The 21,823-nt window shown below is 32.7% G+C and carries 17 protein-coding genes and 5 pseudogenes; 3 read left to right on the forward strand and 19 right to left on the reverse strand.

The window, feature by feature from the left end; genetic code table 11:
- Positions 1–100: 100 nt before the first annotated feature.
- The gene (locus tag AC2CGR_RS11120; protein WP_484480822.1) at positions 101–1,132 is read left to right on the forward strand and encodes a S66 family peptidase; all 1,032 of its coding nucleotides are present in this window, start codon (positions 101–103) and stop codon (positions 1,130–1,132) included.
- A gap of 268 nt (positions 1,133–1,400) precedes the next feature.
- Here AC2CGR_RS11120 and AC2CGR_RS11125 read toward each other — a convergent pair.
- The 3 genes and pseudogenes from AC2CGR_RS11125 to AC2CGR_RS11135 form a co-directional block, all read right to left on the reverse strand.
- Positions 1,401–1,511, reverse strand: a pseudogene (locus AC2CGR_RS11125) (HXXEE domain-containing protein); the annotation flags it as partial.
- A gap of 24 nt (positions 1,512–1,535) precedes the next feature.
- Complete coding sequence (locus AC2CGR_RS11130) at positions 1,536–1,751, reverse strand: DUF2164 family protein (protein WP_000403244.1); 216 nt, start codon at positions 1,749–1,751, stop codon at positions 1,536–1,538.
- A 221-nt stretch (positions 1,752–1,972) separates the two neighbouring features.
- A pseudogene (locus AC2CGR_RS11135) lies at positions 1,973–3,094 on the reverse strand (MFS transporter).
- A gap of 36 nt (positions 3,095–3,130) precedes the next feature.
- On the opposite strand from AC2CGR_RS11135, the pseudogene AC2CGR_RS11140 reads away from it, so the two are divergent.
- A pseudogene (locus AC2CGR_RS11140) lies at positions 3,131–3,433 on the forward strand (hypothetical protein); the annotation flags it as partial.
- Between the two features lie 176 nt (positions 3,434–3,609).
- Here AC2CGR_RS11140 and AC2CGR_RS11145 read toward each other — a convergent pair.
- The 13 genes and pseudogenes from AC2CGR_RS11145 to AC2CGR_RS11205 form a co-directional block, all read right to left on the reverse strand.
- Positions 3,610–3,894: pseudogene (locus tag AC2CGR_RS11145) on the reverse strand (carbohydrate-binding protein); the annotation flags it as partial.
- Positions 3,895–4,146: 252 nt separating this feature from the next.
- Positions 4,147–4,548, reverse strand: a complete 402-nt coding sequence (locus AC2CGR_RS11150; RefSeq protein WP_000105602.1) for a DUF4279 domain-containing protein — start codon at positions 4,546–4,548, stop codon at positions 4,147–4,149.
- Between the two features lie 126 nt (positions 4,549–4,674).
- A complete protein-coding gene (locus AC2CGR_RS11155; RefSeq protein ID WP_000800054.1) occupies positions 4,675–5,421 on the reverse strand; it encodes an SAR2788 family putative toxin in 747 nt (248 codons plus the stop codon).
- 16 nt (positions 5,422–5,437) lie between these two features.
- Complete coding sequence (locus AC2CGR_RS11160) at positions 5,438–6,373, reverse strand: S8 family peptidase (RefSeq protein WP_205687605.1); 936 nt, start codon at positions 6,371–6,373, stop codon at positions 5,438–5,440.
- Positions 6,374–7,134: 761 nt separating this feature from the next.
- Entirely contained in the window at positions 7,135–8,454 is a 1,320-nt protein-coding gene (locus AC2CGR_RS11165) for an aromatic amino acid transport family protein (RefSeq protein WP_001014209.1), read from the reverse strand.
- A 284-nt stretch (positions 8,455–8,738) separates the two neighbouring features.
- A complete protein-coding gene (gene sdaAA / locus AC2CGR_RS11170; protein WP_000281785.1) occupies positions 8,739–9,629 on the reverse strand; it encodes an L-serine ammonia-lyase, iron-sulfur-dependent, subunit alpha in 891 nt (296 codons plus the stop codon).
- A gap of 22 nt (positions 9,630–9,651) precedes the next feature.
- A complete protein-coding gene (gene sdaAB, locus AC2CGR_RS11175; RefSeq protein ID WP_001024894.1) occupies positions 9,652–10,350 on the reverse strand; it encodes an L-serine ammonia-lyase, iron-sulfur-dependent subunit beta in 699 nt (232 codons plus the stop codon).
- A gap of 1,004 nt (positions 10,351–11,354) precedes the next feature.
- Positions 11,355–11,498, reverse strand: coding sequence for a hypothetical protein (locus AC2CGR_RS11180; protein ID WP_000366276.1), 144 nt, complete (start codon positions 11,496–11,498; stop codon positions 11,355–11,357).
- 81 nt (positions 11,499–11,579) lie between these two features.
- On the reverse strand, positions 11,580–12,854 hold the full coding sequence (gene ectB, locus AC2CGR_RS11185; protein WP_000261661.1) for a diaminobutyrate--2-oxoglutarate transaminase: 1,275 nt from the start codon (positions 12,852–12,854) through the stop codon (positions 11,580–11,582).
- Positions 12,855–12,932: 78 nt separating this feature from the next.
- Positions 12,933–15,263 carry a carbamoyltransferase HypF gene (gene hypF, locus AC2CGR_RS11190; protein ID WP_000755927.1) on the reverse strand — a complete coding sequence of 777 codons (2,331 nt, stop codon included), beginning with the start codon at positions 15,261–15,263 and terminating at the stop codon, positions 12,933–12,935.
- Positions 15,264–15,273: 10 nt separating this feature from the next.
- A complete protein-coding gene (hypE, locus tag AC2CGR_RS11195) occupies positions 15,274–16,302 on the reverse strand; it encodes a hydrogenase expression/formation protein HypE (RefSeq protein WP_484480823.1) in 1,029 nt (342 codons plus the stop codon).
- 82 nt (positions 16,303–16,384) lie between these two features.
- Positions 16,385–16,966: a cysteine hydrolase family protein gene (locus AC2CGR_RS11200; RefSeq protein WP_000872526.1), complete on the reverse strand. Its 582-nt coding sequence runs from the start codon at positions 16,964–16,966 to the stop codon at positions 16,385–16,387.
- Positions 16,967–17,167: 201 nt separating this feature from the next.
- The gene (locus AC2CGR_RS11205; RefSeq protein WP_000342841.1) at positions 17,168–17,608 is read right to left on the reverse strand and encodes an Lrp/AsnC family transcriptional regulator; all 441 of its coding nucleotides are present in this window, start codon (positions 17,606–17,608) and stop codon (positions 17,168–17,170) included.
- Positions 17,609–17,758: 150 nt separating this feature from the next.
- On the opposite strand from AC2CGR_RS11205, the gene AC2CGR_RS11210 reads away from it, so the two are divergent.
- Positions 17,759–19,054, forward strand: coding sequence for an APC family permease (locus AC2CGR_RS11210; RefSeq protein ID WP_000193978.1), 1,296 nt, complete (start codon positions 17,759–17,761; stop codon positions 19,052–19,054).
- Between the two features lie 672 nt (positions 19,055–19,726).
- Here the strand turns inward: AC2CGR_RS11210 and AC2CGR_RS11215 are convergent.
- The 3 genes and pseudogenes from AC2CGR_RS11215 to AC2CGR_RS11225 form a co-directional block, all read right to left on the reverse strand.
- Positions 19,727–19,846: pseudogene (locus AC2CGR_RS11215) on the reverse strand (enoyl-CoA hydratase); the annotation flags it as partial.
- A gap of 72 nt (positions 19,847–19,918) precedes the next feature.
- The gene (locus tag AC2CGR_RS11220; RefSeq protein WP_131102613.1) at positions 19,919–20,428 is read right to left on the reverse strand and encodes a DUF4303 domain-containing protein; all 510 of its coding nucleotides are present in this window, start codon (positions 20,426–20,428) and stop codon (positions 19,919–19,921) included.
- A gap of 143 nt (positions 20,429–20,571) precedes the next feature.
- Positions 20,572–21,819, reverse strand: a complete 1,248-nt coding sequence (locus tag AC2CGR_RS11225; RefSeq protein WP_131102615.1) for a DUF1015 domain-containing protein — start codon at positions 21,817–21,819, stop codon at positions 20,572–20,574.
- Positions 21,820–21,823 lie beyond the last annotated feature (4 nt).

Here is a 21,823-nt window from a genome sequence, read left to right on the forward strand (position 1 = left end):
ACGAATTGATGATGAAGAAACTAATGTCATGCATCATATTTTTTCAATGCTACAGTTTGTAGAATCGTAGTCCATTACATTATGTAGGAGCGGAGTTAACATGTTAATAAAACCAAAGAGGTTACAAGCAGGAGATATCGTGGCGACAGTAAGTCCTTCGTGGGGCGGCGCAGGTGATTCTGACATACGATGGCGTTATGAACAAGGCGTAAAAAGATTAGAAGAAGTTTTCGGTCTTACTGTTATTCCAATGCCAAATAGCTTAAAAGGTAGCGAATATCTTTATAACAACCCAGAGGCCCGTGCAGAAGACTTAATGACAGCATTTAAAGATTCCCGCGTGAAAGCAATTATTGCGAATATTGGCGGTGAAGATAGCATTCGCTTACTTCCCTATATAGATTTTAATGTGATACGTGAAAACCCGAAAATTTTTATGGGGTACTCTGACGTTACTATTTCACATTTATTTTGCCATAAAGCAGGTCTTTCCTCTTTTTACGGTCCAGCCATTTTAACGGATTTTGCTGAAAATGTAGAGATGGATCCATATACAATTGAAATGGTAAATCGAACTCTCTTTTCCAATGAAATGATTGGCGAAATTCAACCAGCTCATGAATGGACGAGTGAGCGTTTAGAATGGATAGAGATAAATAAGGATACAAAGCGTACAATGCGGCAAAACAATGGATATGAGTTACTTCAAGGCTCTACCACTGTACAAGGGCACTTAATTGGTGGTTGCATTGAAGTACTGGAATTTGCAAAAGGAACGGAGCTTTGGCCTGAGAGAAAACATTGGGAGGATAGTATTCTCTTCTTTGAAACTTCTGAAGATCATCCAGAACCAAGTTATATAAAGTATTGGTTACGAAATTATGCAGCGCAAGGCATTCTGCAAAAAGCAAAAGGTATTATCTTCGGTAAACCGAAAGATGAACAATATTATGAAGAATATAAACATGAAATACTGCAAGTTATGAAGGAACATCATTTAGAAGATTTACCGATTCTTTATAATTTAAATTTCGGCCATACTGAACCGAAGTTTATTTTACCTTACGGCGCGTTGGCAGAACTTGATTGTGAAAATGTATCTTTTTCTATTTTAGAGAGTGGCGTGGAATGAAGTGTAACTTTAATCAGTGGGGGGTCCATTCACATCGCTATCAAGCTAACATTTTGAAGTACTCCCAAAACAAAAATTTATTCTTTTCATAGGTAACCAAGGACATTTAGTTTATTTTTTCGTTTTAGGGAACAATTAATTTCTTAAGTTGATAGCGATGTGGCGCTATCCCAAAATATAAAAATCTCCTTCAAAAAAGAAAGGCGCCTACGCACCTTTCTTTTTTAACTCACTTGTACTCTCTTCAGCATCCAAAATCCCTTCGGAATCACTTTAATACATCATTGTACGGATCTAATTGCTTTTTAGAAAAGTAATGGATTGTCTCCTTACTTTTCAGTAACATATTTCCTTTTATAATTAAAAAAAATGATATTATAGTTTTTCAATTCTCATATAAAGTCTATTGACTGTATATATCTTTCTCTATATTCTTTAACAGCATTTCCAACCTATCCCTAGTAACTTGATTAAAATGTGGATTTAATTCCTTTATTATGAATTCAAGTAACTCATAGCTTATGTATTCACCCAATTCCAGTGAATATTGTTCAGCTAAAAAAGACTTTAATTTTTTAGAGATATCAATCTTATCCTTTTTACTAATTTTTATCTCCATTCGATAACAAACCCCTCTTAGATTAATCTGAAAAGCTAATTAAAATAACTTTTTATTACCTGAGAACTGGTCACTGTTGCATATCTTTTTTTGAAGTATCTCTGTTTTATATATTACACAGCACAATATATAAAACAAAGCCCAAATACAGAATTTTTAACTTTATCAACTTTTTTAGGAATTCCAAATAAAATTAACTTTTTCATATTATTAAATTTTTTCTATAAATTTTTCATACCTTCTACCTTTTTGGCACTTTCGTTACCGTAAGTTGCAATTTTCCTCATTTTTAAAATAATACAACCTAGACTCAATGCAAAAAGTGCAAATATCCCAAAAGTAACAGTTATAGTATTTAATGATAGACTCCAGCTAATTAAGAAAGATACTAGTGCCCCCCTAAACTGGCCGATGCGATAAATAGACTAGTCACTTGATCAATATTATTTTCCATAATACGGGAATCTATGATTAATGTTATTGGAAAAACACCCGCTATGACTAAACCAATAATGAAGATGACAAACAAATACATACCTGTACCTCGAACAAAGGGAAATAGAGATAAAAGAATCACTAATGTAAAGCAACTAGATGTAATATATGTCCAATAATTAAATTTATGGGCTAGCTTACCTACAAGTATTCTTCCTATAACTATTGCTAGCCAAAAACAAGATATACTTACTGAACTGATTAATTCATTCTCGGTAAGAGTCATTATTGTAGATAAAAAATTTGCAAGATTAGTTTCTATGCCTGCATATAAAAATGCAAAAAGTGAAATGAATAATATAACTGTAATCTTTTAAATTTTAGAGTAAATGAGGAAAGGGATGCTCCTCCCTTTCCATTATTTTGAGGAGAAAAATTTAGAAATTTTGTACGTCCAAACATGTACCAAACAAATAGTGTAAAAATAAAGAATAGTAATATCCCATAAAGAATAAAATACCATTCATAAAATTTTATAATATAATTAACTAGTAACGGAAACCCTAGCGTCCCAACCCCAAACCATACTTCGAGAATGCTAAATTTAGCAGCACTATTCCTTTCTGCTGAAATAATAAAGGAACCCACCGTAGTTTCTAACAAACCCCTAATACAAAGCAAATAACAGTTAAATATGCCCATTCTTTAATATATATAAAACCTCCTAGAACGATGGACATTACTAAAACACCTAATGTTATTGTTTTAAAATAATGATACTTTCTTACTAGTATGGGTGAACTTAGAACACCAAATAAAAAACCCGTAAATTGAAAAAATATTAAAACGCCTAATTGATCAGGGGTTCTTCCATAATATTGTATGAATGAAGGAATTAAACTACCTATGCAAACATGTATTATTCCTACAATAAAATAAAACAAGCAACCATATCTAGTCCTTTATCCGGACAAAAAAATCGATCCAGTCAAAACTTTAAAATTGATAGTTTACCTGTAGGTACCAAAGAATTGAAATGGGTTATTGTGCCTTCAGAAAAAGATCATCCTTCTACTATCTCTTTCAATGTAATGATTGATGTTCCCCTAGGTACTGATTCTATTCGTTGGAAAAATATTTCACATGAATCTAGGACTGAAGCTTACACAAATACCAAATATTATATCGCAAGTCCAATTGGTGCCACTAACAAATTCACTGTGCAAATTTATGCTATTACAAATTAGAAAATAAAGAATCCCAATGGAGTACCATTGGGATTCTTTTTCGATTTCATTTCGTAAACAATAGATGGAGATTAAATTTATTTGCAAATCATTTAAACCATTTGAGAATTTATATTTTGAACGGCCGTTTATTTCCAAAGAAAAATCCAAAAATATTAACTACATTTTCCTGCTTATCATTTACTCAAAACTGGCTTCCAAAGCGATAGGGCAAAAATCCAATTTGTGTCACCATTGCCTTGATAACCTTGAACTGCTTTATACACTTTCCCCTCATATACTACTCTATCACCTTTAGTATATGCTTTTCTCGCATCCCATTTTTCATATGTGGAATCCTCTGCCTTTGTTGTTACATCCAATACATCACTTCTACTAGATTCATTTCCAGCTAAATCAACCGCTGTTACTACATATTTATACGATGTATTAGCCTTCAATTCCTTATCCATAAAGTTAGACTCTTTATTTTAATACTAGTAGAATCATTTCGTTCATAGAGACTATCTTCAATTAATATTAAAAGCTACTTTCTGGTTGCTGTTGTCCATCTTCACCTATACAATTAGTTTGTAAGAACCCTCCTCTTAAGGAAGGCCCTATCTTTTATCAGAAGTAGAATTCAATTTAATGCTTAGGGCAAACATTTTATCGCAGACACTATCAAAGGTACATTGCATCATTTAACAAATATTTTAATCCTACCGCTAGACTTACAATAAGTATAGACAAATATCAATTTCCGCACCAATACTATTGATAAAACCAATAGTATGTTGATCAAAACATAAAGAAGGGACTTCATTATTTTCTATTTTTACAACAACAGATAATTTGCATTTTAGATTATGTTTACTTTGCATATTAATTATTTCATTTTTTTTATGTTCCAATATGGAAATTAACTTTTTTACAACCTCTTCTGCATTAAGAGATTCTTCATACCCTGTTTCAATACTCCAGTTTGTTTCTTCCCGAATAAATAACGAATTACCTCTAATAAAGTCACCTTTTTTATAAGTCATCGTTGGTTCTAAATTAAATTGTTTAGTTAGCTCTTCTGGATTAAATATTTCTCCGAAAATGGCTAGTTCTACATTTATTAATGTACTCAAATTATTTAACACATCCCTATTAATATTTGAAGTAAAGGATAATAAATTTTATCCTTTACTTCATACTTATAATTCATTATAACTAAAAATCTAAAGTCATTTTTTCACAAATGACTTTAGATTTTTTTATTTTATAAATGAATCAGTTGGTATCGGAGTTCCTTTTCCACCTTTTAGGTAAATCCAAAGTCTTCCTGTTTTCTTATCCACATAGATATCATATTTTGAAATACTAACACTTCTACCCAAGTAGTCTCTTTTTAATTCGTGAGCATCAATACCTTTTCTTTTAAGGAATTTATCATCAACCTTATTTATACTCTTGGGAACCTGTTTCATTGCTGAAGTTACTGCTTGTTTTCCATACTTTTTTATTGCATATTGTATACCATATCTAGCCACAGCCGCTACTACTACAGGCCAAATAGAAGCACTTGCTTTTAGGGTATTAACTTCATATTCTTTTCCTGTTTCTTGATCAACGAATGTAGCTATAAAGTCATTTCCTTCAACTTCTTGTACATAAACATCAAAGTTTTGTTGGGTTTCTTCACCATTTTCATCAACCGTCTTACCGAATACAGTAATTCCCCCTGTTTCAAGGTTCATGTCGATATCTGTTGAAACTGATAAATCTGTTGTGTCTAAAGTTGTATTAACTACGACCTTTTCGTCTGTTTCTTTTTCTATATTAATCTTTAATTCATTTGAAACTTCAATTCCTAATTCTTTATTTACTTCAGATTCCACTTTACTTACATCAACGGAAGTTACTTTATCTTGTATTCCTGTATCTGCTTTTACATATTGTATATTAGGAAGTAAAGTAAGTAACATAGAAAACACTAATATTTTAACAATTACGTTTTTCATTAATCGATCTCCTCTTTCAATCTATCATTATTAATCCAGAACCATATTCAGAATCATATCCTTTTTCACCTAGATCTTTAGTTTTATCATTTAAATAAGTTTTAATATTCTGACCATTGAAAATTATATCTTTTTGTGCTAATAGGACTGCTACAGTACCCGTAACATACGCAGTAGCAAAAGAGGTACCACTATAATATGAATAGTCACCTTTATTATCAGTAGTTAAGATATTTATTCCGGGAGCTGCATAATCTATTTTCCCTTTTGCAGATACACCAGATCGTTTTAAATTTTCTTTTATTGCTGAAACAGATATTACATTTTCATATTTAGCTGGATAATCAACTGATAATCCTAATGTATTTCCTGAAGCTGCAACAATTATGATTCCCTTGTCTAATGCTTCATCTATAGCTTCTTTTAATTTCGGATTATCTGATTGTACACCGAAACTAATATTCATTATTTTCACATTTTCTTGAATGCACCATTGTATACCTTTAATTAATGTATCAATATCTGCTAAACCTTTGTCATCGAGAACTTTAACGTCATAAATCTCTGCATTAGGGGATATTCCAGTGAGACCTAAATCATCATCATGGGCGGCTATGATTCCAGCAACTGCAGTCCCATGTCCATAATTATCAACATTTTCGTTTCCTGGATTAATAGCATTATAATCTTTTACAATTTTTCCTTTTAAATCTTGATGATTTTTATTAATCCCACTATCCAATATTGCTACTTTGACTTTAGGTAATGACTTATAGTCATTAATCTTAGTCTCATCAGAATATATTGCTTTAAATCCCCAATTCTTTTGTTTAGTAATCTTTGCTTCGTCGCTCTTCTCTTTTTTAGATGCGGGTTTGCTGTTTGAGCTAAAACAAGAACATAAAAAAAAGAGACAAATTATACTGATGGAACAAACTTTTTTTATAAACATCACTCCTTTATCTTGTATGTCCCAAAATATTTTTCCTCCTAAAATGAAAGGGCATACATTTTGTAGTAAAGTTAAAGTTCTTATGACCCTTTAAATACTAAGGTCAATAGAAATTAATAACAAGCCTATTATTCTCTTTCTTTTTTTTGTATAATCAATATGAATAATCGGAATATTACACCTTGTTTAATATTGTTTAATTTAAATATACAGTTTTTAATTATTTGTAAATGTACTATTTTCATATAGTCTTTAACATCAGAATTAATGAGAAATTTGCAACTATATATTATGCAACCTTTATTTTCCGACCATTTATGATGTGCTAAAAACCGAGTTTAATTTAACCTATTCCCCGAAAGAATTCTCCTTCCTCAAGGAACGCGAAATGAGTAAGTGGGAGATACAATGACTTCGGACATGTGATGAAATAAAGCCATTTTAGTTGTCCGCCATACATGGGGTACCGGCCCATTCCCATCAACCTAAGAAAACAAATGTGGGATACTTCAAAATATTAGCTTGATGCACATGGATCAGCACCCTAATAGGCTTGGATTAAAATCATAACAACCAGCTAAAAAAAGATTGCTGTAATAGAAGTTATGCATATAATCAAAAAAGGACAAACTATCCCAGATGAATAGTTTGTCCAAAACCAGAATCTCTTTGGTTTAACACTATATAATTTAGTTCCGCTAGGAATCTTTCATTCTCATTTCATATCCTATTATTTTTGCATCAGAACTAACTACAGTAAATTAGAATAATGACTTAATACTTGCTAGAACAGTAAGTATCCCTATAACAATTACAAATACATTACTCATTTTCCCTCTGTATTTTGCTAGTACTGGTACTTTACGAATCGCATACATCGGTAATAGACATAAGATAGCAGCGACTAACGGACCGCTAAGAGCATCAATGATTCCAAGAATACTTGGATTTGTATAAGCGACATACCAGCATGTTAGTACAACAAAAGTAAGAATCATTGTCTTAACTGTTTTTTCTCCTATATCTTTCCCACGTTTTTTACCAGACTTGATAATCATGTCACGCATTACCTCATACGCTCCTATATAATGGCCAAGGAAAGACTTTGTAATAGCCACAAACGCAATGATAGGAGCTGCAATCGTGATTACTGGCGAATTAAGCTCATTAGCAAGATATGATAAGATTGACAAGTTCTGTTCTTTTGCTACCTTAAGATCATCTGGAGTCAAACTTAAAGTACTGCTCCAAACAAAAAACATAACAACAGCGAATGTCATAATATAACAAACTTTTTGTATTTGAGCACACTTGGCATCAGTAGCGTCTATTCCATACGTAGCTCTCTGTTTCATAACAAATGACGAAATCATAGGAGAATGATTAAACGAGAATACGATAATTGGTAGTATCATCCAAATCGTTCCGAAATACCCTGTTCCAGTTGAAACAGTAGAAACACTTGAAAAACTTAGCATTGAAGTATTCCATTGTGGAATTAAAGATATTGCAATAAAAAGTAGAGAAGCAATGAAAGGATATACTAGCATGCTCATTATCTTTACAGTAATATCCTGACCAAAATTTAGTATAGTGATAAGACCGAGTACTAATACAAGTGATAAAATAGCCCTTGGAGGCTCCGGCATGTGCAATTGGTGTACAATAAAACTACTTGCAGTATTTGTAAGTGCGACCGAGTACATCAGCACGATCGTATAAATGGAGACGAAATATACGATGTTAAAAATGATACTTGCTTTATTTCCGAAATATTCTCTTATTGTACCTGTAATCCCCTCATCGGCAGAATTCGAAGCGTAAATCATTTTAGCAAGCGCCCTATGTGAGTAGTACATAACTGGATATGCAAGTATGGTAATTAACAGCAATGATAATAAACCACCTGAACCTGCATTAATCGGTAAAAAGAGTACCCCTGCTCCAATTGCTGTTCCAAAAAGGCTCAATGCCCAGGTAGTATCCTGTTTATGCCATTTTTTAGGGTCTAGGTATTTTTCATTTTTTACTGCCGTATTATCAGCTTGAAATTCTATGTTTTTTGCAGTATTCCCATTCATATATTAATTCCTCCTTGTTTCCTATTCTTACGTCTTTATTTAAGGTATAGGAATATAGACCGTTCTTTTTGTTTATAAAGTGCGCCACATCGTATATCCTTCTTCTAAGTTGATCAGACTCAAAAAATTAACGAAGCATCAACCTGACGAGTTTGTTACCACTTACAAAATGTTTCAATTATATAGTAGGATATTTTACTGATAATTCCCCCAATATCCAGAAATCCTTAAGCGAACAATAGAGAATAGATTGTTAACTTTTTCACAATATAGACGTTAACTGTTCATTGATTTGATTGTTTCTCCCCAAATATTTTATTTTTAATGGCAATCCCTGTAGGTGTAGCCGCAATTCCACCTAAACCTGTCTCTCTTAATTCGCGAGGAATCTGTCTTCCAACTCTATACATCGCTTCAATAACTTCGTCAGCATTGATGATATTGTTTACGCCAGCTAATGCGATGTCCGCTGCTGCTAAAGCATTTGTCGCTCCAATGGCGTTTCTCTTTACACAAGGAATTTCTACCAAACCAGCGACCGGATCACAAACTAAACCGAGTAAATTTTGTAATGCAATCGAAAAAGCTTCAGAAGATTGCTGTGGCGTTCCACCTGCAGCTTCTACCGCAGCTGCAGCCGCCATTGCTGAAGCACTGCCTACTTCAGCTTGACATCCTCCATACGCTCCTGAAATACAAGCGTTGTTTGCTACTATCGTTCCAAATAACGCTGATGTGAATAGAAAATGTATCATATCTTCATGACTTAACTGCAACGTATCCTTAATACTAAATAGGACTCCCGGAATCGTCCCACTCGCACCCGCTGTTGGAGTTGCACAAATAGCTCCTAATGCAGCATTTACTTCATTAACGCCGATAGCACTTTGAATCCCTAACACCATCAAATCTCCAGAAAGAGTTTTCCTATTTTCTCGATAGTTTTTAATTTTAACTGCATCACCTCCGGTTAAACCGGTTGGAGAAAATACACCGTCGCCCTCGATACTTTTATTTATAGCATTTTGCATAGTCGCTAAATTTTGTTCCATTTTACTCCAAACTTCTTCATAAGAAGTTTTAGTTTGTTCGATTTCCTGTTCAATTGCTAATTCATAAATTGTCTTTTGACTTTTATTAGCTGCATCCACAATTTCTTTTATGGCCATATACATATTTTTTCTCTCCTTAATGTAACTAAAGAATAATAAGATTAGCTATATTGCTTAAATTCCCTAATTCCTTCTGAGCATTACCAGGCAATAGCGAATCCAAAGCGAATGCATATAAATATTTTGTTTTATCTTTCAAACTATGAAAGTTGTTAATTTCAACATCATATTGTTTAAAGATCCTGCGTAAGACAAATTCAAAGTCAGCTCTTTCTGAAATTGCAATAACAACTGGCAATGGTCCCTGCAGTTCTAAGCTAAATCCGTCAATTTCAACATGTTTGACTTCGATCAATCCACCACCGACTGAAATACCCATCGTTCTAATACTTCGACTGTCATCCTCTACATATACATCTGCCGTATTTGGATGACCCGCAGGACTATCACCTGATTTTTCAATAAAAGTAATGTCAATCCCTTTAGATTCTGCTATTTTAATAGCATCTGGCACTTTGCTGTCATCGGCAGCAAAGCCTAATATACCAGCAATTATTGCAAAATCAGTTCCGTGACCTTTATGGGTTTCAGCAAATGATTCATAATACGTTACCACAACTTTTTTTGGAAGACCTTGAAATAATTTATTAGCAACTGTTCCAATAGACAAAGCACCTGCAGTATGTGAACTTGAAGGACCTATCATTATGGGCCCAATCACATCAAAACAACTTTTGTATTTAACAACCTTTTTTTCTTTAATAGATGCTACATTTATGTTCATATAAGCACCCCCATGGTTTATTATTTTTAATTGCTGTTGAATCTAAGTTATTAGCATAATCAATTCAAAATAAGACCCCTTTTGATAGCGCTTTCTTTCTTGAGTTGAATAGACTTTCCTTTTGTTCCACAACCCTCCATATAGTAATCATATCAGTATGTCAAATTTTAGAAACTCACTGGCAAGTTCTTTAGAATTTTCGAACCAAAACGAGGTTTGATATTTTCGCTAGAGGTCATATATTATCTCTCGACGCCCTCATTATAACTTGTATATTTATGAGTTCAATCTTTTTTTATTTTTAGAAAGATTGAATAGGCAGAATTTTGAATGGGTAATAAATTTCACTTAGTATGTAGCAATTATGTCCTTTGTTTGAAGCTGTATTAGTTAATAGAAAAGTAAAAATAACACAGAATTACTTTCATTAACACATTGATTATATTGAAAAATCATTATAAAGATACTTATATTGTCCTATGTTGGAACATCTTATTTTGGACGTTAAAGCTGTTGTAATAAATGATTATTGAAGATGGAAAGTAATAAGTTAATAAAATATAAAAACATTTTGTTTAATAATAAAATATCACGAATTTATATACATTATTCAGAAAAAAAGAACTTTTCTTGATGAATCCTAAAGTACTAATTTATAACTATCCACTACTATAAAACAGGATGTTAACTCTTCTATATAGGTTATATATTATTTATCCCAAAACCCTAATGAAATTGGATATTTAGAAGTGTTATCTTCATAAATAGAAATTTCACTTGCTGTTTTAATAGTTGAATAGATCATTACAATTCAACTACCTTATATATTATTCACTCATTTATTAATTCTCTCCCCACCTATCGATTTGAGGTAAAATAAGGGGATTATATATAAATAATATCATCATCAACGTGCAATTTATAAAAGCAATTAAAAAAACAAATTCAAAACACCTTTCTTTAATGGTGAATGAAAGGTGTTTTGAATTTTAAAATATCATATATTATTTAGAATGATATACTAGCGAAAGAGATGCACTTACTTCTTCTGTGCCGGCAGATATCTCTTCTGTTAATGCAGAAACTTCTTGAATTTGACTTATTATTTTATCTAAATCTCTCATAATAGATGAGAATGTTAGATCCACTTTGTGGGCCGCTTCTTTTCCTTCTTCTACCGCAACTACTGCAAACGGTTCGCAAGGTTATTAAGTGCGAGTCGTTCAAACTTAGTGAGTTACCTCTTTTAAAATAGTAGAAATACTATCCTCTAACATTTCCAATCCTTTACTTAATCCTTCTAAGTCTATTGTTAAAGAAGGTAACAACTTAATAACTTCATCATTAGGTCCAGATGTTTCAATAATTAGACCATTTTCAAATGCAACTGAGCAAATCTTTTTAGCTATTCCAAAAGTATTACACGCTATGCCCTGCATAAAGCCTCTCCCTCGTACTTCTCCTTGAAGTTGGGGGTATTTCAAACAAATCTCATTAAGAAAGCTAGTGATTTTTTCACTTTTCCATTTTAAAGCATTAATAAACTCTATATCTTTCCAATAACTCAATGCTTCTGTAGCTGCTAAAAATGCTAGATTATTCCCTCGAAACGTTCCATTATGTTCTCCTGGTTCCCACTTATCATATTCCGGTTTAATTAGTGTAATAGCCATCGGAAGGCCAATGCCACTTATAGATTTTGACAAACAAATTATGTCTGGTTTAATGCTCGCAGGTTCAAAGCTAAAAAATGTCCCCGTACGTCCGCACCCTGCTTGAATATCATCGACAATCAATAATATATTATATTTTTTACACAGTCTGTCAATTCCCTTTAACCATTGGGAACTAGCCGTATTTAAACCACCCTCACCTTGAACTGTTTCTAGAATAATTGCAGCAGGTAAATCCACTCCACTTCCACTATCGCCTAATACTTTTTCTAAATAGGATAAAGAATTAAGGGAATCTAAATAATTTTCATACGGCATGATAATACTATTATTTAGTGGTACTCCAGCACCCTTTCTCTTAAAATGATTACTCGTTATCGAAAGTGATCCTAAACTCATTCCATGAAAAGCATTTGAAAAACTTATGATATTTGTTCGTCCAGTCACTTTTCGAGCAATTTTCAGTGCACTTTCAACAGAATTTGTACCTGTTGGACCAGGAAACATAATTTTATAGTTTAAATCACGTGGTTCCAAAATAATTTTGTTAAAGTGCTTTAAAAAATTCACTTTAGCACTTGTTCCCATATCAAGACTATGAATAATACCATCTTCTAAAAGATAATCTATTAATACCTGTTTCATTTTATCATCATTATGTCCATAATTAAGAGCACCAGCACCTGAGAAAAAGTCAATATACTCTTTTCCATCTACATCCCATAATTTATATCCTTTAGACTTAGTGAAGATCGTTGGAAAGCTTCTGCTATAACTTCGAACTTGGGATTCTAGTTCATTAAATATATCCATTTTTGAACTAACTACCATAAAAGAGCACCTCCTAATTTTTCGTTTTTACTATACTCACAAAGAATAATGAAAAGTTATATAATTGCTATTGTAAATTTATACCGAATGCATATCTTTATAGCGATGAGCTGCTATTGCTGCTTGACCAAGAGAGATTCCCCCATCATTGGTAGGTACTTGTTTGTGCATGTAAACCTCGAATTTACAAGCCTTAAGTGACTTATAGGTTTCTACAAGTAAAAACTTATTTAAAAATACTCCCCCACTAAGAACTAGTTTATTAATCCCTGTTTCTTGACGAATTTGTTTACAGGTTTCTGTAATCATTTGAACCATTGTATAATGAAAACGATAGCTCAATTCACCCTTGGTATACTTATCTTTAAGTATCAAAGATACCAACTCTTTAAACATAGGTTTTATATCGATTTTTCTAATTCCATTCGAAGCAACTATTTCATATGATAATAAAGGATTGGAAGAATTATTGATATCAATCGCTTGCTCCAACTCAATAGCAGCCTGTCCTTCATATTGGACTGTTTCACGGACACCCAATAGTGCTGAAACAGCATCAAAAAGCCTTCCCATACTTGAAGTAAGAGGAGAATTAATTCCTTTTTGAATCATTTTTATAAGTACATCTAGTTCAAAACTATTTCGCTCTGAAATTATCTTTATTGGTAATTCTTTGACTTGTTCACCATATATTTGCGTCAATATTCCTAAAGCAATTCTATACGGTTCTTTAACAGCTTTATCACCGCCTGGCAGCTGAAAGTAATCGATATATGCCGCTCTTTGATAATTAAGAAAATCACCGATTAAAAACTCTCCACCCCAAATATTCCCATCATCACCATAACCCGTACCATCTAAAATAACTCCTAAAACAGGACCATCTAATTGATTATCAACCATACAAGAAGCCATGTGGGCATGATGATGCTGAACCTGTACAACTGGTAAAACTTTTTGATCAAATGCATATTTTGTACTATAAAAATCAGGATGAAGATCACTTGCAATTACAGAAGGACTAATTTCAAAGATTTTTTGTAAGTGAGCTATAGTATTTTTAAACGATTCATAAATTTTATAGTTTTTTAAATCACCAATATGATGACTAATAAAGGCTTTTTCGTCTTTAGTTAGGCAAATCGTATTCTTTAATTCTGCTCCTAAAGCAAGTACATTAGTTGATCCTTCTTTAAAATCAATTGGGTTTGGTACATAACCTCTAGCGCGACGAATTATTTGTAGTTTTATTACTTCATCATCTAAATCAATACCCCTAACAATAGAGTCATCTACTCTAGTGAATATCTCCCTATTGTGTACTAAATAATAATCTGCAATTCCCTTTAGCTGCTCAATTGCATCTCCATCTTTATATACAATAGGTTCATCAGAAACATTGGCGCTCGTAGCTATTAATGCAATAAAATTCCCTCTTAAAATAAGATGATGAAGTGGTGTATAGGCTAACATTACCCCATAATTATTATTATTTGGTGCAACATCTAAAGAAATAAACTCATTATCCTTTTTGTTCAATAACACAATTGGTCGTTCTTTAGAAACTAATAAAGTTTCTTCATTTTTTGTTATTTCAGCAAAATTTTTCACATCATCTAATTGAGATGACATTAAAGCAAAAGGTTTTTCATCCCGTTTTTTTCTTTTTCTTAATTCTTTTACAGCTTCATGATTCATTGGATCTACAACTAAGTGATATCCACCTAACCCTTTAATAGCTAGGATTTTCCCCTTTTTCAACAAATCAATTGTTTTTTCTATTGGATTATCAGTGGAGACATTTGTACCATCTGTTGTTTTCAATTGAACTTGTGGTCCACATTTCCAGCAAGCATTTGGTTGGGCATGGAATCTCCGATCCAATATGTCTTTGTATTCTTTATCACACTCTTTGCACATAGGGAATTTGGCCATTGTAGTATATGGTCTATCATAAGGAATATCTTTTATTATTGAATATCTAGGTCCACAATTTGTACAATTAATAAATGGATAACGAAACCTTCTATTCGTTGGATCAAATAATTCGTCTAAACATTCATTACATACATAAGTATCAGGAGATATTAAAGTTTGCCTACTACTATGTTTTTGGCTACTCAAAATATCAAAAGAGCTATAACGATTGTTGGATTCTTGTTCCTCTATTAATTTAACCTCTTGCACATAAGCCAATTCTGGGGAATTAAATTCAATATCATGAATAAAATGCGTAATATTATTTTGTTCCCCTTCTACTTCTATAAGCACTCCATTTGAATCATTTAATACCCATCCGTTTAGATGATACTTTTTTGCTATCCTATATACGAAAGGTCTAAAACCAACACCTTGCACAATGCCTTTAACTTGATACTTTTTTATAAACATATTTATTACTTTTTTCATAGATTGTCTCCTAACATAATCGAGGTAATTCTGCCCCATATAACAACTCAATGAGTTTCAATTCACCTGATTTTGCTTCCATGAGCACTTGTCTTTCTTTTGTTTGAGTAACTTTACCAATTACCGCAGCTTCTTTACCATATTTAGTATTTTTTAATACCCTCACGACTTCCTCACTTACCTCTGGAGACACAAACATACAAACATTGCCCTCATTAGCTAGATACATTGGATTAACACCTAACATGTCGGCAGCCATAATAGTTTCTGCTAACATAGGAATATCTCTTTCTTGTATTTTTATTCCAGTATTAATTGTTTCTGAGACTTCATTTAAAACTGTACCTAACCCGCCTCTTGTAATATCTCGCATACAATGTATAGAATCACCAAAATGATTTTTCAACTCTGATATCATATGATTTAATGGTGCACAATCACTATTTATTCTCTGTTCAAACCCTAATCCTTCTCTGATAGAAAGGATATGTATACTATGGTTTCCTAGTTGTCCTGTTATAATGATATCGTCACCTTCTTGAATAGAGTTTACCGAAAACGGTGATACATCTCCTTCAAAAACTCCTATTCCAGTTGTATTAATAAAGATTTTGTCTACTTCACCTTTTTTAACAACTTTTGTATCACCAGCAACAATATACACTCCAGCTTCTTTCGCGGTCTCTTTTATAGAATCTAATATTTCTTCCAAATCTTTAATTGGAAAACCCTCTTCTAGTACTAATGCCAATGATAGATAAAGTGGTTTTGCACCACTAACCGCTAAATCATTAACCGTTCCACAAACTGCTACTTTACCTATATTCCCTTCACCAAAAAAGATAGGATCAATAACAAAAGAGTCTGTTGTCATCGCCAATCTTCTACTACTTACCTCAAGAATGGCACTATCCTCCATTTTTCCAAGGTGAACATCTTCTAGTTTTGCAGTAATAATTGAACTAATTAAATCCTGACTCAATAGTCCTCCTGTTCCATGGTCTAAAATTATATTTTCTAAATCTTTAGTTAATTTCATTTATTAAAACTCCTTTTCATTTTTATTTTTGAAAAATAATATCACTTGCTACATAGAACAAGTGATATTACAACGTATTTACTTACGGAATTGCAACTCCATCAAAAGAAATATCTTCATTTTTAGAAATTGAATTGCAGATTTCCTCGATACTCATAATCTTTGCACAATATGAACCTAACCATTTTAAAGCTCGTTCCTTATCTTCAGCCTTCGCTGAAACAACTGCATCTTCTGGTACGATTACATTATAACCACGGAAAAATCCATCCGCTGCAGTTGTTTGAACACAAATTTGAGTTTGCATACCCGTAATAATAATTGTATCTACTCCTAATTTTTTTAAGGTTTCATCAAGATTTGTCTCAAAAAAGCCACTATCCTTATTTTTCTCCATAATAATATCTTTTTCATGAAGAAACTCAGGTAAGATTTCTGCCCCTTTAGATCCCTTTGTGACTGGTAAAAAATCACCATATCGTTCAGCTTTCGGATCATCTTCTAAGTTAATTAACTGCAGGTGAATAATAGAAACATCATTTTCTCTCATAGTATCTAAGAAAGACACCATTTTAGGCGTAAACGCCTCCACAGCTGCAATTCTATCCTCATTTTTATTAACCAAATCGTACTGTAAATCATTTGTGAGCACTGCATATTTCATAATAACCCTACCTCCAATTAACTAAGAATTTAATTTTTCTAAAATACAATGTTCATTATTCCACCAGTAGTAAGAATATGTCAAATATTATTTTTTATCTAAATTTTCTAAATAATTTTCTGAAAATTAATACCTAATAGGACTATTTCCCATTAGGTATTAATTTTACGCTTTTTATTTAGAATGATCGCTCATATGTAATTAAAGTTTTTCACTCTTTGAAAAAAATGATTTATGTTCTACTGGAGAAGAAAGCACTATTAAGGTTGTAGGCTTTCCATACTCTAAGCACAAATTGATATAGTCTTCGAGTGTATGTACAGATTCCGTCACTACCTTTGTTAGATAACTATACATACCGGCAATCCGGTGACATTCAACCACATCTGAATGTTCCATTGCAAACTTTTTATATTTGTTGCAATCCCTTGGTTCCATCAAAACAAACGCAGTAATATGTTTTTTTAATTCTTTCGGATTAACAATCGTGCGATAACTTATAATTACCTCTTGTTCTTCTAGTCTTCTAACTCGCTCTGTAACAGAAGGAGAACTCAAACCTACCAGTTTTCCTATTTCAACCATACTTAAACGTGCATTTTCCTGAAGATGAGAAAGAATCTTTAAATCTGTATCATCCATTGCTTGGCCTCCCCTTGATTAATTAAGAAAACATTTAATAATTCTTAAATTCTTTAAGAAAATTATAATTAATACATAAATTATAGCATGTTATCTTTTTTTTAAACTTTATATAATTAATATCAATTAACGAAAGAGAGGCTGAGAATCTTGACACAACAATCATTGAAACGTTCAATTACTTGGGTACAGGGGACCGCATTAACCATCGGAGCTGTGTTAGGTTGTGGAATCCTTATTTTACCTTCAATTACTGCAAATAGCGCTGGACCAGCTTCAATTTTATCTTGGGTTATCATGTCTATATTAGCTTTTCCTATTGTAGCGACTCTAGCGCGTCTTGCTAAAATGATTCCTAGTGCTGGAGGAATTACAGCTTATGTTCAAATGGCATTTAATGCAAATACAAGTGCCATCCTAGGCTGGATTATGTTAGGTTCTATTCCTATTGGAGTACCTATTATTGCTTTAACAGGTGCCCATTATATTGGATATGTTTTTCCAATAAGCAATCTTAGTGTTATAGGAATTGCAGCATTAATTTTAATTACCTCTTTACTCTTACATATAAAAGGGATCGAGCTATCATCAAAAGTTAGTGTGTTTGTAATTTGTATTATTTCACTTTTAATAGTTGTCGCTGTTATCGTTTCTATACCATATGTAAAATTAAGTTCTTTTACACCATTTGTACCAAACGGGTGGTCTTCCGTTGGCGCTTCTTCTGTAATTATCTTTTTCTCATTTGTAGGGTGGGAAATGATAACCCCATTAGCTGAAGAATTTAAAAGGCCCGCTAAGGATATTTCGATTAGTTTATTTTTAGGAGCAATTTGTATCTCCATTATGTACATTGCAATATCTTTTGTAACAATAGGGACCCACTCATATGGCGATAAGGATCAGATAGCTTCCCTTAGTATTCTAATATCAAAAGGGTTAGGACCGATAGGTACATATATAACAACTATTTTAGCAATTTTCATTTCGTTTAGTGCTGTACATGCTAACATTGCAGGTTTTTCAAGAATGATTTACGCTCAAGCTAGAGAAGGACATTTCCCTTCCTTCTTTGCTAAGTTACACTCTCAATTTCAAACTCCAACTAGGGTATTACTAGTTCTAGGAGGCATTTTTAGTTGTATTTTAATTTTTTATGGTATGGCACGACCAAATTTAGAAATGCTTCTTAAAGGTCCTAGTGTAATATTTATTACTTCATATATTTTTACAATGCTAGCTGCTCTTAAATTATTAAAAGTGCGTGATATAGGTTGGTGGATGGCCTTCCTATCTCTAATTATATGTATTATTGTATACTCATTTAGTGGTTGGGCTATTTTCTATCCAGTTATCTTATCAGTTATTGGTTGGATTTATATAGTTATGAATAAGAAGTATAGTACTATAACCAATCATTCAATAAATACATCAAATGAAAATTAGGTTCTACTCCTATAAACTAATACCACAACTTATATACTGTTATTAACACTATCCAAGTTGGAATAAGTACAGTTTCAGCTGACTTATAACTAGGTCAAAGTAATTTAATAAAATATGAATGATTAATAGAATTTATTTTTCAACTTTCAAATAACAACCCTTTTTTATAACGTATCTCTGCAAAGAAATGTTATAAAAAAGGGTGATTGATTATGTGCAGACCCTCTTTCACCTTACTTCACATATACATAAGCTTCATTCGCAATTACAAAGTAGGTTTTATCCTTATTGTTGTGTATTTTAACAGTATAAATATAGGTTCTCGTGCAGCTTTTTTAAACTATAATAAACTCCGAAAAACCAACTAAGGAGCATAATAGATAAGATACGTTAAAGAAAAGTAGTTTGAAAAAGATAATATGTCTGAAATTCTAAAGGAACGTGGTATTCCAATTTATCCAACAATCATTATGCACTAAGTTCGTAAATATGAAAATTTTATCCGTTATTTTTGAAAAACAACAAAGCAAAAATACCTTTTTATCTTTATACTCAACATATTCTTTCCCCTCCACTACCGCTACCACTGCAAATTCATCATTTAAAACCAATGAACCCACATGTTTGCATTAATCACTCCACCTATAGTGATATATTTTATGCTACCTAGCCTTATCTCCCCTTCATAACTTCTTTTTCAAGTTGATTCCTACATGTAAACATCGCAATAACCTTTGTGCGATTTTTTTCATCAGGCTCAAATTGTTCGATGGTCACGTCACAACGAATGGTTACTATTAATTGGTGACTTTCTATTAAATGAAAATCGCCTCTTATAGAGCGCAGTTTTACTTATATTCATTCTTATGCAAATTCTGAAGCATATTCTTCGTATGTCTTTAATGTATTAAGCAATCGAGCTGATTCAATCATGATTTCGTTCGATGAATCAGTTACACAAATGACAATAAATCGATTATCATTTCTGTCTCCAAACAATCCTTCTAATTCAAGTTCCATTAACACATTTAACGTTTCTTTCAACAGTGTATGTACTCGTATGTTAAAGTCATCTTCGACGATATTATGATATTTCTTAATAATTTTGTTCACTTCATCAAACATTCCAAAATCGTCCCATTCGCTCCACTCAATAGCTCCGTATCTATAATAATTGTATAAAGGGTCCGCTTTATTAACTTTGATTAGTCTTTCTTCATTAGCCACTGGTCCAATACTATTGACACAATTGTCTGTTAATATGGAGTACCCATATATTGTGTCAACACCGCATCTTGTTAAAAGTTCGTTATAATGACAACGAATTGCATTTTTCAATTCAACATAAAAACTTTTTTGCAGCTGTATTTTCATCGTATTTCCTCCGTTTTTTTGTAGCGACCTGTTGTTACATATTTCAATCTTAACATTAAAATCAACATTAAACGTTTACTGAGCCAAAATAAGAAAAACCGAAACTAAAAATCATTTCGGTTTTCCAAACTAAAGAATTCTATTTACTTTAACGAATGAACAAACAACCCACTACGCAGTTTCGGTTCAAACCACGTTGATTTTGGTGGCATAACTTCTCCAGCGTCTGCGATTGCTAATAAAGATTCCATTGATGTCGGATATAATGAGAACGCCGCTTTATATGCACCGCTATTTACAAGGCGTTCTAGTTCTTCTAATCCACGAATTCCTCCGACAAAATCGATACGTGAATCAGATCGCGGATCATGTATTTCAAGTACTTGGCTTAATAAGTGATCTTGCAGAATAGATACATCTAAACCTTTCACAAGATCATTCGCATCAAACGTTTCCTCTTTCACTGTGAGCTTATACCACTTCTCGTTCACATACATGCCAAATGTTTTTGGTTCATTTGGTTTATACGGAGAAACAGATGCTTCTTCTACATAAAAGTACTGCGTAATTTGACTTAAAAACTGTTCCTCTGATAAGCCGTTTAAATCTTTTACAACTCGGTTATAGTCCCAAATAGATAATTCATCGTGAGGGAATAGCACAGATAAAAAGAAATTAAACTCTTCTTCTCCTGTGTAATTCGGATATTGTTCTCTACGCATAAGCCCTACTTTCGCAGCTGATGCGGAGCGATGATGTCCATCTGCAATGTAAAGATTTGGGATATCTTCAAATACGTTTACTAAACTTGCAATGACCTCTTCATCTGCAATCTTCCACGCAACATGCTCCACGCCGTCTTCCGCTGTAAATGTATAGATTGGCGTATGTTCTTCTTTCCAGCTTGCGATGAAACGTTTCACTTCTTCTTTTGTACGATATGTTAAAAAGATAGGACCTGTATTTGCGTCGCACATATCTACGTGGCGAATACGATCAAGTTCTTTTTCATGACGCGTTCTTTCATGTTTTTTAATTGTATCATCTTCATACTCATCAATAGATGTACAAACGACAAGACCGGACTGCGTTCTTCCTTGCATCGTCAGTTCATAAATGTATAGTGCTGGCTCTTCATCTTGAATGAACACTTCTTCTCGTATAAAACGATTTAAATTTTCACCCGCTTTTTCATATACGCGATCATCGTACGGTGAAAGTGCTGGGTCTAAATCAATTTCTGCTTTATCAACGTGTAAGAAAGAATATGGATTTCCTTTTACAACTTCTCTTGCTTCTTCACTATTTAATACGTCATACGGTAAAGCTGCAACTTGTGCTGCTTTTTCTTCAACTGGACGAATGGCCCGAAACGGTCGGATTTTTGCCAAGTTC

The organism is Bacillus sp. LSHTCR4 (assembly GCF_057197025.1).

Coding starts and splice junctions, on each gene's coding strand:
- AC2CGR_RS11120 (WP_484480822.1), top strand. CDS start 101: ATGTTAATAAAACCAAAGAGGTTACAAGCAGGAGATATCGTGGCGACA.
- AC2CGR_RS11130 (WP_000403244.1), bottom strand. CDS start 1,751: ATGGAGATAAAAATTAGTAAAAAGGATAAGATTGATATCTCTAAAAAA.
- AC2CGR_RS11155 (WP_000800054.1), bottom strand. CDS start 5,421: ATGAAAAACGTAATTGTTAAAATATTAGTGTTTTCTATGTTACTTACT.
- AC2CGR_RS11160 (WP_205687605.1), bottom strand. CDS start 6,373: ATGTTTATAAAAAAAGTTTGTTCCATCAGTATAATTTGTCTCTTTTTT.
- AC2CGR_RS11165 (WP_001014209.1), bottom strand. CDS start 8,454: ATGAATGGGAATACTGCAAAAAACATAGAATTTCAAGCTGATAATACG.
- sdaAA (WP_000281785.1), bottom strand. CDS start 9,629: ATGTATATGGCCATAAAAGAAATTGTGGATGCAGCTAATAAAAGTCAA.
- sdaAB (WP_001024894.1), bottom strand. CDS start 10,350: ATGAACATAAATGTAGCATCTATTAAAGAAAAAAAGGTTGTTAAATAC.
- ectB (WP_000261661.1), bottom strand. CDS start 12,854: ATGGTAGTTAGTTCAAAAATGGATATATTTAATGAACTAGAATCCCAA.
- hypF (WP_000755927.1), bottom strand. CDS start 15,263: ATGAAAAAAGTAATAAATATGTTTATAAAAAAGTATCAAGTTAAAGGC.
- hypE (WP_484480823.1), bottom strand. CDS start 16,302: ATGAAATTAACTAAAGATTTAGAAAATATAATTTTAGACCATGGAACA.
- AC2CGR_RS11200 (WP_000872526.1), bottom strand. CDS start 16,966: ATGAAATATGCAGTGCTCACAAATGATTTACAGTACGATTTGGTTAAT.
- AC2CGR_RS11205 (WP_000342841.1), bottom strand. CDS start 17,608: ATGGATGATACAGATTTAAAGATTCTTTCTCATCTTCAGGAAAATGCA.
- AC2CGR_RS11220 (WP_131102613.1), bottom strand. CDS start 20,428: ATGAAAATACAGCTGCAAAAAAGTTTTTATGTTGAATTGAAAAATGCA.